11 protein-coding genes are annotated in these 13,303 nt (G+C 61.8%); 1 reads left to right on the plus strand and 10 read right to left on the minus strand.

Annotated elements, in window-relative coordinates; all coding sequences use genetic code 11:
• Positions 1–347 precede the first annotated feature (347 nt).
• From VK792_RS09230 to rpsL, 8 genes are all read right to left on the minus strand, one after another.
• Complete coding sequence (locus tag VK792_RS09230; protein ID WP_326297182.1) at positions 348–644, minus strand: 50S ribosomal protein L23; 297 nt, start codon at positions 642–644, stop codon at positions 348–350.
• Positions 641–1,258 (minus strand): 50S ribosomal protein L4, encoded by a 618-nt coding sequence (rplD, locus tag VK792_RS09235; protein WP_326297183.1) that lies wholly within the window; start codon positions 1,256–1,258, stop codon positions 641–643. The genes VK792_RS09230 and rplD overlap by 4 nt, the downstream gene beginning before the upstream one ends.
• A complete protein-coding gene (gene rplC / locus VK792_RS09240) occupies positions 1,255–1,980 on the minus strand; it encodes a 50S ribosomal protein L3 (RefSeq protein WP_326297185.1) in 726 nt (241 codons plus the stop codon). The genes rplD and rplC overlap by 4 nt, the downstream gene beginning before the upstream one ends.
• Before the next feature lie 15 nt (positions 1,981–1,995).
• Positions 1,996–2,304: a 30S ribosomal protein S10 gene (gene rpsJ, locus VK792_RS09245; RefSeq protein WP_326297186.1), complete on the minus strand. Its 309-nt coding sequence runs from the start codon at positions 2,302–2,304 to the stop codon at positions 1,996–1,998.
• 148 nt (positions 2,305–2,452) lie between these two features.
• On the minus strand, positions 2,453–3,628 hold the full coding sequence (gene tuf / locus VK792_RS09250; protein WP_326297187.1) for an elongation factor Tu: 1,176 nt from the start codon (positions 3,626–3,628) through the stop codon (positions 2,453–2,455).
• Positions 3,629–3,718: 90 nt separating this feature from the next.
• A complete protein-coding gene (gene fusA / locus VK792_RS09255) occupies positions 3,719–5,842 on the minus strand; it encodes an elongation factor G (RefSeq protein WP_326297188.1) in 2,124 nt (707 codons plus the stop codon).
• 14 nt (positions 5,843–5,856) lie between these two features.
• Entirely contained in the window at positions 5,857–6,327 is a 471-nt protein-coding gene (gene rpsG, locus VK792_RS09260; RefSeq protein WP_326297189.1) for a 30S ribosomal protein S7, read from the minus strand.
• Positions 6,328–6,339: 12 nt separating this feature from the next.
• Complete coding sequence (gene rpsL, locus VK792_RS09265; protein ID WP_005862801.1) at positions 6,340–6,711, minus strand: 30S ribosomal protein S12; 372 nt, start codon at positions 6,709–6,711, stop codon at positions 6,340–6,342.
• 390 nt (positions 6,712–7,101) lie between these two features.
• On the opposite strand from rpsL, the gene VK792_RS09270 reads away from it, so the two are divergent.
• Positions 7,102–7,908 carry a glycosyltransferase gene (locus tag VK792_RS09270; RefSeq protein ID WP_326297258.1) on the plus strand — a complete coding sequence of 269 codons (807 nt, stop codon included), beginning with the start codon at positions 7,102–7,104 and terminating at the stop codon, positions 7,906–7,908.
• Here VK792_RS09270 and VK792_RS09275 read toward each other — a convergent pair.
• Complete coding sequence (locus VK792_RS09275; RefSeq protein WP_326297190.1) at positions 7,878–8,777, minus strand: DMT family transporter; 900 nt, start codon at positions 8,775–8,777, stop codon at positions 7,878–7,880. The two genes, VK792_RS09270 and VK792_RS09275, sit on opposite strands and share 31 nt — an antisense overlap.
• A 194-nt stretch (positions 8,778–8,971) precedes the next feature.
• Positions 8,972–13,213, minus strand: coding sequence for a DNA-directed RNA polymerase subunit beta' (gene rpoC / locus VK792_RS09280; RefSeq protein ID WP_326297191.1), 4,242 nt, complete (start codon positions 13,211–13,213; stop codon positions 8,972–8,974).
• Positions 13,214–13,303: the final 90 nt, after the last annotated feature.

Consider the following 13,303-nt stretch of genomic DNA (forward strand, 5'->3'; position numbering starts at 1 on the left):
TGTCTTCCGTTAGCTAATGCCCCGGATCAGCCCGGGGCGATGTTGAGGCCCCCCGAAGGTGACCGATGATATAGGGCCCCGAAGGTCCCCGGTTAGGCGTTCCGCCTGCTGTCTGCACCGGGATGCGAACAACAGCAAAGCCCCGGAACGAATCCGGGGCTGCTGCGGATGAGGCCGTTTAGGGGAAGTTGGGTGGGGGGTCAAGGGCTACGAGGAAACTGAAACTTCGAGCAGCTGAAAGACGGACGCAGCCAGGTTTCGGTACGTAGAAAGATGTAAAAGGCCCCCGCATCTCTGCGGGGGCCTTTCGGTTTGCCGGAGGCGGATTTCTCGATCCGCCGGCGTGATTACAACCCGGTCGACACGTCGATCGTGTTGCCCTCTTCGAGGGTCACGTAGGCTTTCTTGACGTCTTTCCGCTTGCCCAGCTGGCCGCGGAAGCGCTTGGCCTTGCCCTTGGTGATGGTGGTGTTGACCGCCTTCACCTTGACACCGAACAGCGCCTCGACCGCGTCCTTGATCGCCGGCTTGTTGGCCGACATCGCCACTTCGAAAACCACTGCGCCGTTTTCCGACGCCATGGTGGATTTCTCGGTGATGATCGGCTTGCGGATCACATCGTACTGTGCTGCTTTCGCGCTCATTTCAGTCGAGCCTCCAGTGCTTCGACACCTGCCTTGGTGAGCACCAGGGTGTCACGCTTCAGGATGTCATAGACGTTGGCACCCATGCTGGGCAGAACGTCGAGGCCGTCGATGTTGGCAGCGGCGCGGGCGAAGCCCTCGTTCACTGCGGCACCGTCGATGACCAGCGCGCGCTTCCAGCCCAGGTTCTTGATCTGGGTCGCCAGGGTTTTGGTCTTGCCGTCGCTGTCCAGGGTGTCGATCACCACCAGTGCGCCCGACTTGGCCTTGGCCGACAGCGCCAGCTTCAGACCCAGGGCCCGCACCTTCTTGGGCAGGTCGTGGCCGTGGCTGCGCGGGGTCGGACCCTTGTAGATGCCGCCCTTGCGGAAGATCGGCGCCTTGCGGGAGCCGTGGCGTGCGCCGCCGGTACCCTTCTGGCGATAGATCTTCTTGGTCGAGTACGACACTTCCGAACGGCCCAGGACCTTGTGGGTACCGGCCTGCGCCTTGTTGCGCTGCCAGCGGACCACGCGGTGCAGGATGTCCGCACGCGGTTCGAGATCAAAGATCTCGTCGGCCAGGTCGACCGAACCTGCGGCTGCGCCGTCAAGCTTGATCACGTCGAGTTTCATGCCTCGCCTCCTTCTTGAGCCGGGGCTTCTTCAGCCGCGGAGGCCTGAGCCGAGCGCAGGGCTGCGGGCAGGACCAGGTTGTCGGGGACAGGCTTCTTGACGGCATCCTTGATGGTCACCCAGCCACCCTTGGCACCGGGAACGGCGCCCTTGATCATGATGATGCCGCGATCGGCATCGGTTTTCACGACCTGCAGGTTCTGTGTGGTCACCTTGGCGGCCCCCATGTGGCCGGCCATCTTCTTGCCCTTGAACACGCGGCCCGGGTCCTGACACTGACCCGTGGAACCGTGCGAACGGTGCGAGATCGACACGCCGTGCGAGGCGCGCAGACCGCCGAAGTTGTGCCGTTTCATGGCACCGGCGAACCCCTTACCGATCGAGGTCCCCGACACGTCCACGTACTGACCTTCGAAGTAGTGATCGGCGGTGATTTCCTCACCCACGGCGATCAGGTTTTCGGGGGCCACGCGGAACTCGGCCACTTTCCGCTTCGGCTCCACGTTCGCCTTGGCGAAGTGGCCACGCATCGCTTTCGAGACGCGCTTTGCCTTGATGGAACCGGTGCCGAGCTGAACGGCGGAATACCCGTGCTCATCTGCGGTGCGCTGAGCGACGACCTGAAGGTTGTCCAGTTGAAGAACGGTCACAGGAATCTGCTTGCCGTCTTCCATGAACAGCCGGGTCATGCCCAGTTTCTTTGCGATAACTCCAGAGCGCATTTCTGTATGCCCCCCTTACACCTTGATCTCGACATCCACGCCGGCGGCGAGGTCGAGCTTCATCAGCGCGTCCACCGTCTGCGGGGTCGGATCTACGATGTCGAGCAGGCGCTTGTGGGTGCGCATCTCGAACTGATCGCGGGATTTCTTGTCGACGTGAGGACCACGGAGAACCGTGAATTTCTCAATCTTGTTCGGCAGCGGGATCGGGCCGCGCACTTGGGCGCCCGTCCGCTTGGCGGTGTTGACGATTTCCTGCGTCGACGCATCGAGGACGCGGTAGTCAAACGCCTTGAGCCGGATGCGGATGTTCTGGCTTTGCATTGATCTTGGCCTTCATTGGCGTTGCGGTTGAGAGGAAGACACAGGACCACCCTGCCCCTTCTTCGAACCGTGTGGGGTGGGCACTGCTGCCCACCCCACGGGGTATTTCCTGCGCTGCGCCCGAAGGCGCAGCAACCGTTTCCAGGTCTTATTCGATGACCTTGGAGACGACGCCCGAACCGACGGTGCGGCCGCCTTCGCGGATGGCGAAGCGCAGGCCGTCTTCCATGGCGATCGGCGCGATCAGCTCGACGGTGAACTTCAGGTTGTCGCCCGGCATCACCATCTCGGTGCCTTCCGGCAGCTCAACCGTCCCGGTCACGTCGGTGGTCCGGAAGTAGAACTGCGGACGGTAGTTCGCGAAGAACGGCGTGTGACGGCCGCCTTCTTCCTTGGTCAGGATGTAGACCTCGGCTTCGAACTTGGTGTGCGGGTTCACCGATTTCGGCTTGCACAGCACCTGGCCACGCTCAACCGCCTCGCGGTCGATGCCGCGCAGCAGCGCGCCGATGTTGTCGCCGGCTTCCCCGCGGTCCAGCAGCTTGCGGAACATTTCAACACCGGTACAGGTGGTGGTCTGCGTGTCCTTCAGGCCGACGATCTCGATGGTGTCACCCACGTTGATCACGCCACGCTCGACACGGCCGGTCACAACCGTGCCGCGGCCCGAGATCGAGAACACGTCTTCGATCGGCATCAGGAACGGCTGGTCAACCGCGCGCTCCGGCTGCGGGATGTACGCGTCAACCGCTGCCATCAGTTCGCGGATCTTGTTCTCGCCGATTTCCGGGTCACGGCCTTCCATCGCCGCCAGCGCGGAACCCGCGATGATCGGAATGTCGTCGCCCGGGAAGTCGTACTCGGACAGCAGCTCGCGCACTTCCATTTCCACCAGCTCAAGCAGTTCCTCGTCGTCAACCTGGTCGACCTTGTTGAGGAACACCACCATCGCCGGAATACCGACCTGACGGCCCAGCAGGATGTGCTCGCGGGTCTGCGGCATCGGGCCGTCAGCCGCGTTCACAACCAGGATCGCGCCGTCCATCTGCGCCGCACCGGTGATCATGTTCTTCACGTAGTCGGCGTGGCCGGGGCAGTCGACGTGCGCATAGTGACGCGCGTCGGTTTCGTATTCCACGTGCGCGGTCGAGATGGTGATCCCGCGGGCTTTCTCTTCCGGCGCGCCGTCAATCTGGTCATACGCCTTGAAGTCACCGAAATACTTCGTGATCGCAGCCGTCAGCGTCGTCTTGCCGTGGTCAACGTGACCGATCGTGCCGATGTTGCAGTGCGGCTTGCCGCGCTCAAACTTTTCCTTTGCCATGGATTTGGCTCCTTTTTTCGTTGTCGGATGGTGGGGTCAAACCCCACCCTACGGTGGTGGGTAGGGCGGGGCGTGACCCCGCCACCCGGCTTATGCGTATTTCGCCTGGATCTCGTCCGAGATGTTCTGCGGCACCGGATCGTAATGATCGAACTGCATCGTGAACTGGGCGCGGCCCGAGGACATCGAGCGCAGGTTGTTGATGTAGCCGAACATGTTCGCCAGCGGCACGAAGGCATTGATCGCAATCGCGTTGCCGCGGGTATCCTGACCCTGAACCTGGCCGCGACGCGACGTCAGGTCGCCGATGATCGAACCGGTGTATTCTTCCGGGGTCACAACCTCGACCTTCATGATCGGTTCCAGCAGCTTGGCGCCAGCTTTCTTCAGACCTTCGCGCATGCACATACGCGCAGCGATTTCGAATGCCAGAACGCTGGAGTCCACATCGTGGTACTTACCATCGATCAGAGCCACCTTGAAGTCGATCACCGGGAAGCCTGCCAGCGGACCGGAGTCCATGACCGACTTGATGCCCTTTTCGACGCCAGGAATGTATTCCTTCGGCACCGCGCCACCAACGATACGGGATTCGAAGGAATAGCCTTCGCCCGGCTCGGTCGGAGAGATGACCATTTTGACTTCTGCGAACTGACCCGAACCACCCGACTGTTTCTTGTGCGTGTAGGCGTGCTCGATTTCGTGGCCGATGGTTTCACGGTATGCCACCTGCGGCGCACCGATGTTGGCTTCGACCTTGAATTCGCGCTTCAGACGATCCACCAGGATGTCCAGGTGAAGTTCGCCCATGCCCTTCATGATGGTCTGACCCGATTCCAGGTCGGTTTCCACGCGGAAGGACGGGTCTTCGGCGGCCAGACGGGCCAGACCCTGGGACATCTTTTCCTGGTCGTTCTTGGTCTTCGGCTCGACAGCGATCTCGATCACCGGATCGGGGAAGGTCATGGTTTCCAGAACCACCTGCTTGTTGGAGTCACACAGGGTGTCACCGGTGGTGGTTTCCTTCAGACCTGCCAGCGCGATGATGTCGCCGGCAAACGCTTCTTCGATTTCCTCGCGGTTGTTCGAGTGCATCATCATCATACGGCCAATGCGCTCGCGCTTGCCCTTGGTGGAGTTGATGATGCCGTCGCCCTTTTTCAGCACGCCCGAATAGATGCGGGTGAAGGTCAGCGAACCAACAAACGGGTCGTTCATGATCTTGAACGCCAGCGCCGAGAACGGCTGCTCGTCGTCTGCCGAGCGCGCGATGTTGCGCTCTTCGTTTTCGTCGCCCGGTGCAAAGCCCATATAGGCCGGCACGTCGAGCGGCGACGGCAGGAAGTCGACAACCGCGTTCAGCAGAGGCTGCACGCCCTTGTTCTTGAACGCCGAACCACCCAGAACCGGAACGAAGGACAGCGACAGTGTGCCCTTGCGGATCAGCTTGCGCAGGGTGTCCTCGTCAGGCTCGTTGCCCTCAAGGTACGCTTCCATCGCGTCGTCGTCCATTTCGACGGCATGCTCGACCAGATGCGAACGCCATTCGTCGGCCAGGTCTTGCAGGTCTTCGCGGATCGGCTGACGCACCCAGGAGGCGCCCAGGTCTTCGCCTTTCCAGACCCACTCTTCCATCTTGACCAGATCGACAATGCCTTCCAGCTTGTCTTCTGCACCAATCGGGAAGTTGACGGGAACCGGGGTTGCGCCGGTGCGGTCCTTGATCATCTTCACGCAGTTGAAGAAGTCGGCACCGATCTTGTCCATCTTGTTGACGAACACCATGCGCGGGACCTTGTAGCGGTCAGCCTGACGCCACACGGTTTCGGTCTGGGGTTCAACACCGGCGTTCGCATCCAGCAGGGCCACAGCACCATCAAGAACCGCCAGCGACCGTTCAACTTCAATGGTGAAGTCCACGTGGCCGGGGGTGTCGATGATATTGAAACGCACCTTGGTGTCCGACGTGCCTTCGGCGGTCGGGTCTTCTTGGCGCTGCCAGAAGGTGGTGGTCGCAGCCGATGTGATGGTGATGCCGCGTTCCTGTTCCTGCTCCATCCAGTCCATGGTCGCGGCGCCGTCGTGGACTTCGCCGATCTTGTGGGACTTGCCGGTGTAGTAGAGGATGCGCTCGGTCGTCGTGGTCTTGCCCGCGTCGATGTGGGCCATGATCCCGAAGTTGCGATAGCGCGTCAGCGGATATTCGCGTGCCATGATGAGTTGTCCTCTTACCAGCGGTAGTGGCTGAACGCCTTGTTGGCGTCGGCCATTTTGTGGGTGTCTTCGCGCTTCTTGACAGCGGAACCCCGCGACTGAACCGCATCCAGCAGTTCACCGGCCAGGCGCTCTTCCATGGTGTTTTCGTTGCGGTTGCGCGACGCAGCGATCAGCCAGCGGATGGCCAGGGCTTCGCGGCGCTCGGGGCGCACTTCGACCGGAACCTGATAGGTGGCACCACCAACCCGGCGGGAGCGAACCTCGACCGACGGCTTGATGTTGTCCAGCGCCTCGTGGAACACTTCCACGGGGGCCCGCTTCACCTTGGTTTCAACGCGGTCCAGCGCGTTGTAAACGATGCGTTCCGCGACCGACTTCTTACCGTCGATCATCAGGTTGTTCATGAACTTGGTCAGAACCCGGTCACCATATTTGGCGTCGGGCAGGACTTCGCGCTTTTCTGCGGCGTGACGACGAGACATCTGTAATTCCTCTTACTTCGGACGCTTCGCGCCATACTTGGAGCGACGCTGCTTCCGGTCCTTGACGCCCTGGGTATCCAGAACACCACGCAGGATGTGATAACGAACGCCGGGAAGGTCTTTCACACGGCCGCCGCGGATCAGGACAACCGAGTGTTCCTGAAGGTTGTGGCTTTCACCGGGGATGTAGCTGATGACTTCGTAACCGTTGGTCAGACGGACCTTGGCCACCTTCCGCATTGCCGAGTTCGGCTTCTTCGGGGTGGTGGTATAGACGCGGGTGCAAACACCGCGCTTCTGGGGGCACTGCTCCAGGTGCTGGGACTTGGAGCGCTTGACTTTCGGCTGCCGCGGCTTGCGGATCAGCTGCTGGATCGTTGGCATTGGGTTCTTTCCCCGTATCAGCTCACATATGTGGTGCACGGGGCGTCCCGTGCGGTTCGAATTTCTGGATCACGCTTGCGTCCAAGCGGACCGGTGATGGTTCAGGACCAAAGCGCCAAGGCACATCGGCATGTGCCGACGCAAAAAATCCGCATTCGTCCCCAATTCCGGGAACGACGCGGTGGATGCCCAGAGGATCGGGGCCTGTGCCCGGATCGTGACCGCTACAGTTCTGATTTCAGCGTCGGGATTGCCCCCTATCGCCGAGATAGCGCGGCGTATATGGGGAGTCGCAGTCGTTGTCAACAGCAGCGAAGCCGCTTGCCCGCGGATCGTCTGCCTGCCAAGCTTTTGCGAAGCTTTACCCAAACCACCATGAAAGGACGGAAGATGCAAGTGATCGGGTTGTGCCGGTTTTCCTATCCTGCCGAAGGCGGATTTCAGGTCGCGCACGACAGCATCGCAGAGCGCATCGCCTATCTCTACGACCCTGCCCGGCTCGAGGATCGGTTCCGGCATTTCGAAACGCTGTGCCTGCCCGGATTGAAAGCCCAGACCGACCCCGATTTCACCCTGTTGATCCTGACCGGCGACAGCCTGCCCGGCTGGGCACGGGACCGGCTGACCGATCTGTGCCGCGACTTCCCGCAGGCGCGGATCCTCCAGCAGCCACCGATGCCTCATCGCAAGGTCTGCAACACGGTACTGAACGACGCCCGCGCCCCCGGGGCGCCCTGCCTGCAATTCCGGCATGACGATGATGATGCGGTGGCGGTGGATTTCGTCGCCCGCCTGCGCGCCGCCGCCCGCGATGCGGCTCCGCTGATCGCGCGCGAACGCCATGTCGCCATTGATTTCAACCGGGGCTTCGTTGCCGAAGCGGGACCAGACGGGATTTGCGCCAGCGAATCCGTGCATCCATTCTGGGGCGTTGCGCTGGCCATGGCGGTCAATGCCGGTGTGCGGCAGACGATCATGAACTTCGCCCACAGCAAGATGCCGCGTTTCATGCCCAGCCTGAGCTACACCGACAGCGCCATGTATGTCCGCGGGCACAACCGCTTCAACGATTCGCGCCAGGGGGACAAGACCAGGATCGAGAACCTGTTGCCGCTGGGACCAGAGGCGGAACGCCTGTTTGCCGACCGTTTTGCCATTGATTGCGATCAGGTCCGCCGCGCGTTCGCCACCGCCTGACGGCGCAGCGTGCGTTCGCGCAGCAGGGTATAGACCCCGCTGGCCACAACGATTGCCGCCCCCAGCAATGTCGTCGGTCCGGGGAAATCCCCGAAGACCACCAGCCCCAACACCATCGCCCACAGCAGCCCGGTGTAGCGAAACGGCGCGACAAAGGACACGTCCCCCACCCGCATCACCATCACCGCAAAGGAATAGCCGCCAACGATAAAAACGGTCGATCCCAGCAGCAGCCAGGTCAGCGTCGGCGTCAGCGGCACCCAGTCCTGCCACAATGACCAGATCCCGGCGAAGCCCAATACCGTGGCAGAGGCCGCAAGCGTCACCATCAGGCTGGGCACGGTCCGGGACATGCGGCGTGTGCTCAGATCGCGGATCGTGACGCACACAACTGAGATCAGCGCATAGATCGTGTAGGCATTGAAGCCATCCGCCCCGGGCTTGACGATCAGCAACATGCCCCCGAAACCCAGTGCGATGGCCAGCCAGCGGCGCCAGCCGACCGGTTCGGCAAACAGCACCGCGCTGGCCAGCGTCACCGCCAGCGGCAAGACCTGCAACAGCGCGGTCACATTCGCCAACGGCATGTGCAGCAGCGCGGTGATGAAGAAATAGGCCGCCGCCGCTTCCGATACCGACCGTAACGCGATCAGCGCCCAGTCGCGGCCCCCGAAATCCCAACGCAGTGCCCCCAGCCGCCAGGCAAGGACAGCGATGAACGCGGTCGACAGAAGGCCGCGCAGCACCAGCAGCTGCGAAATCGGCAGCGCGCCGCCTGTGGCTTTCACGCAGGTGTCGCCAAAGGCGAAACTGGCCATGGAAGCCATCATCAAAAGCGCGCCACGCGTGTTGTCACTCAACTGTCCCATGGCGCTTCGCCTATCACCCGCCCGGACGGCACACTATCCTGAAAACGTCGCCGGCTTTCATCTTTCCAAAAATACTCACTCGCCCACGTCGGCAATCCTCGGCATCGCGTGGCAGGCCTGCGCCGCCCGCCGCGCGCCCAAACAAAAAACCCCCGCCAGACGGGCGGGGGTTTCGAAGTCTTGTCACCAGGCGCTTACTCGCGGCTTTCCGGCGTGTCGACCACCAGGTTGTCGAACTCGTCGCCCCCGATGATGTCGTGTTCCGGCGCCGACAGGGCCAGGGCGGCCTCAGCCTCTTCGCGGCGCGCTTCGATCACGACATTGTCGCGCTCCTGAGCAATCCGACGCATGCGCTGGGTGGCGCCACCGGTGCCGGCAGGGATCAGCCGGCCGACAATGACGTTTTCCTTCAGGCCGACCAGCTTGTCCTTCTTGCCCTGAACCGACGCTTCGGTCAGCACGCGGGTGGTTTCCTGGAACGACGCGGCCGAGATGAACGACCGGGTCTGCAGCGACGCCTTGGTGATCCCCAGCAGGATCGGTTCGCCCGAAGCCGGACGGCCGCCCTTGGATTCCGCCTTGGCGTTGGCCAGATCGAACTCGGCCTTGTCGACATGTTCGCCCTTCAGCAGCGTGGTGTCGCCACTGTCCAGGATTTCCCACTTCTGCAGCATCTGGCGCACGATCACTTCGACATGCTTGTCGTTGATCTTCACGCCCTGCAAGCGATAGACGTCCTGGACTTCGTCGATCATGTAGTTCGCCAGCGCTTCGACACCCATGATGGACAGGATGTCATGCGGCGCGGGGTTACCATCCATGATGTAGTCGCCCTTCTGGACGAAATCGCCTTCGACCACAGGAATGTGCTTGCCCTTCGGGATCATGTATTCCTTGGGCTCAAGGTTCTCGTCCACCGGCTCGATGGTGATACGGCGCTTGTTCTTGTAGTCCTTGCCAAAGCGCACGTACCCATCGATTTCCGCGATGATGGCGTGATCCTTGGGACGGCGTGCCTCGAACAGTTCGGCCACACGCGGCAGACCCCCGGTGATGTCCTTGGTCTTGGCGCCTTCGCGCGGGATACGCGCGACGACGTCACCGGCCTTGACGTTCTGGCCGTCTTCACAAGACAGGATCGCATCGACCGACATCGGGTAGGTGACGGGATTGCCGGCCGCGTTGCGCACCGGTTCGCCATCTTCGCCCACCAGGATGACTTCCGGCTTCAGTTCGTTGCCCTTGGGTGCCGCACGCCAGTCGATCACGATCTTCTGGGTCATGCCGGTGGCATCGTCGGTTTCGTCCCGGACGGCCACGCCCTGGATCAGGTCGACGTGCTTGGCCATACCGTCCGCCTCTGCGATGATCGGCAGGGTGTAGGGGTCCCACTCGAACAGCTTGTCGCCGCGGGTGACGGTCTGGCCTTCGGTGACGAAAAGTTTGGAGCCGTAGCCCAGCTTGTGGCTGGCCCGCTCCGCACCGTCTTCGCCCATGATCCGCAGCTTCATGTTGCGGCCCATGACCAGGGTTTCACCGTTGACGTTTTCCAGCGTATTGGTGTTGTCGAAGACAATCGTGCCTTCCTGGCTGGCTTCCAGGAACGACTGCTGGCCACCCTGGGCGACGCCGCCGATGTGGAAGGTCCGCATGGTCAGCTGCGTACCCGGTTCGCCGATCGACTGAGCCGCGATGATACCAACGGCTTCGCCGGTGTTCACAAGCGTACCGCGGGCCAGGTCACGACCATAGCACTGGGCACAGACGCCCTCCTCTGCCTCACAGGTCAGCGGCGAGCGGATGCGCGCGGTCTGTACGCCGGCGTCCTCGATGGCGTCGGCCATGCGTTCGTCGATCAGCGTACCGCGCTTGGCGATCACCTCTTCGGTGCCCGGGCGCAGGACGTCGTCCGCCAGGACACGGCCCAGGATGCGTTCGCCCAGCGAAGCGACGACTTCCCCATCGTTCACAGCCGCTTCGGCGGTGATCGAGTTGTCGGTGCCGCAATCGTTCAGACGCACGATGCAGTCCTGCGCAACGTCGACCAGACGGCGGGTCAGATACCCCGAGTTCGCGGTTTTCAGCGCGGTGTCGGACAGGCCCTTGCGGGCGCCGTGAGTCGAGTTGAAGTATTCGAGAACGGTCAGGCCTTCCTTGAAGTTCGAGATGATCGGCGTTTCGATGATGTCGCCGTTCGGCTTGGCCATCAGGCCGCGCATCCCGCCGAGCTGTTTCATCTGCGTCACCGAGCCCCGCGCACCGGAGTGCGCCATCATGTAGACCGAGTTCGGTTCCATTTCGGCGCCGGTATCATCGTACTTGACCGCCGAGATGGTCGACATCATGGCTTCGGTGACCTTGTCGTTACACTTCGACCAGGCATCGACAACCTTGTTGTACTTTTCGCCCTGGGTGATCAGACCGTCCATGTACTGCTGTTCGAAATCCTTCACCTGATCGCGGGTTTCTTCGACGATGTCCCACTTGTTGTCGGGGATCACCATGTCGTCCTTGCCGAAGGAAATCCCGGCTTTGAACGCTTCGCGGAAACCCATGCCCATGATCTGGTCACAGAAGATGACGGATTCTTTCTGACCACAGTAGCGATAGACGGTGTCGATGACCTTCTGCACATCCTTCTTCCGCAGCAGCGTGTTGACCAAGTCAAACGGTGCCTTGGCGTTCATCGGCAGCAGCGCCCCCAGACGCACCCGGCCCGGGGTCGTCTCGTAGCGTTTCCAGATCTCGTTACCGTGATCGTCGATCTGCTTCACGCGGCAGATGATCTTGGAGTGCAGGTGCACCTCGCCTGCGTTCAGGGCGTGCTCGACCTCCTCGATCGAGGAAAAGGCCATGCCTTCCCCCTTCATGCCTTCACGCATGATCGTGGTATAATAAAGGCCAAGGATCATGTCCTGCGACGGAACGATGATCGGCGCGCCGTTGGCGGGCGACAGAACGTTGTTCGTCGACATCATCAGCACGCGCGCTTCCAGCTGGGCCTCAAGGCTCAGCGGGACGTGAACGGCCATCTGGTCGCCGTCAAAGTCAGCGTTGAACGCCGAACAGACCAGCGGGTGAAGCTGGATCGCCTTGCCTTCGATCAGCGTGGGTTCGAACGCCTGAATGCCCAAACGGTGCAGCGTGGGCGCGCGGTTCAGCAGAACCGGGTGCTCGCGGATGACCTCGTCCAGGATGTCCCAGACCTCGGGACGCTCTTTTTCGACCAGCTTCTTCGCCTGTTTCACGGTGCTGGACAGGCCCTTGGCCTCCAGCCGCGAGTAGATGAAGGGCTTGAACAGTTCCAGCGCCATCTTCTTCGGCAACCCGCACTGGTGCAGCTTGAGTTCCGGACCGGTCACGATGACCGAACGGCCCGAGAAGTCGACTCGCTTGCCCAGAAGGTTCTGACGGAACCGGCCCTGCTTGCCCTTGAGCATGTCGGACAGCGACTTCAGCGGGCGCTTGTTGGCACCGGTGATGACGCGGCCGCGACGGCCGTTGTCAAACAGCGCGTCGACGGATTCCTGCAGCATCCGCTTTTCGTTGCGGACGATGATGTCGGGCGCGCGCAGTTCGATCAGCCGCTTGAGGCGGTTGTTCCGGTTGATCACCCGGCGATACAGGTCGTTCAGGTCAGAGGTCGCGAAGCGGCCCCCGTCCAGCGGCACCAGCGGACGCAGTTCCGGCGGGATCACGGGGATCACGGTCAGAACCATCCATTCCGGGCGGTTGCCGGATTCCAGGAAGGATTCCACAACCTTCAGCCGCTTGATGATCTTCTTGGGCTTCAGTTCACCGGTGGCTTCCTTGAGATCCGCGCGCAGGGTTTCCGCCTCGGATTCCAGGTCGATATTGGCCAGCATCTCGCGGATCGCTTCGGCACCGATATTGGCGGTGAAGGCGTCCATGCCATAGGTGTCCTGGGCATCCAGAAACTCGGTCTCGGTCATCAGCTGACCATAGGTCAGGTCGGTCAGACCGGGTTCGATCACCACATAGTTTTCGAAATAGAGGATCCGCTCCAGATCGCGCAGCGTCATGTCCAGCATGAGGCCGATGCGCGAGGGCAGCGACTTCAGGAACCAGATATGGGCGCAGGGCGCGGCCAGTTCGATGTGGCCCATGCGTTCGCGGCGGACCTTCTGCAGGGTCACTTCCACCCCGCATTTTTCGCAGACGACGCCGCGATATTTCATGCGCTTGTACTTGCCGCAAAGGCATTCGTAATCCTTGATCGGGCCAAAGATACGGGCGCAGAACAGGCCGTCGCGTTCCGGCTTGAACGTGCGATAGTTGATGGTTTCCGGCTTCTTGATCTCGCCGTAGGACCACGAAAGGATCCGCTCGGGCGACGCCAGCGACACCTTGATCTCGTCAAAGACCTTGGGCGGGGTCAACGGGTTGAACGGGTTGTTGGTCAGTTCCTGGTTCATAAGTTCCTCACAAATTCAGAGGGAAGCGGGGGACCGGCGCGGCGGGTGTTCCCGCCGTGCCGAGAGTGTCTGGCAGCTGGCGGGAAACCC

The sequence above is a fragment of the Mesobacterium hydrothermale genome (assembly GCF_035818635.1).
In the GTDB taxonomy this organism is placed as follows: domain Bacteria; phylum Pseudomonadota; class Alphaproteobacteria; order Rhodobacterales; family Rhodobacteraceae; genus Mesobacterium_A; species Mesobacterium_A hydrothermale.

Coding starts and splice junctions, on each gene's coding strand:
- rplC (WP_326297185.1), bottom strand. CDS start 1,980: ATGCGCTCTGGAGTTATCGCAAAGAAACTGGGCATGACCCGGCTGTTC.
- fusA (WP_326297188.1), bottom strand. CDS start 5,842: ATGGCACGCGAATATCCGCTGACGCGCTATCGCAACTTCGGGATCATG.
- VK792_RS09230 (WP_326297182.1), bottom strand. CDS start 644: ATGAGCGCGAAAGCAGCACAGTACGATGTGATCCGCAAGCCGATCATC.
- rplD (WP_326297183.1), bottom strand. CDS start 1,258: ATGAAACTCGACGTGATCAAGCTTGACGGCGCAGCCGCAGGTTCGGTC.
- VK792_RS09270 (WP_326297258.1), top strand. CDS start 7,102: ATGCAAGTGATCGGGTTGTGCCGGTTTTCCTATCCTGCCGAAGGCGGA.
- rpoC (WP_326297191.1), bottom strand. CDS start 13,213: ATGAACCAGGAACTGACCAACAACCCGTTCAACCCGTTGACCCCGCCC.
- tuf (WP_326297187.1), bottom strand. CDS start 3,628: ATGGCAAAGGAAAAGTTTGAGCGCGGCAAGCCGCACTGCAACATCGGC.
- rpsJ (WP_326297186.1), bottom strand. CDS start 2,304: ATGCAAAGCCAGAACATCCGCATCCGGCTCAAGGCGTTTGACTACCGC.
- VK792_RS09275 (WP_326297190.1), bottom strand. CDS start 8,777: ATGGGACAGTTGAGTGACAACACGCGTGGCGCGCTTTTGATGATGGCT.
- rpsG (WP_326297189.1), bottom strand. CDS start 6,327: ATGTCTCGTCGTCACGCCGCAGAAAAGCGCGAAGTCCTGCCCGACGCC.
- rpsL (WP_005862801.1), bottom strand. CDS start 6,711: ATGCCAACGATCCAGCAGCTGATCCGCAAGCCGCGGCAGCCGAAAGTC.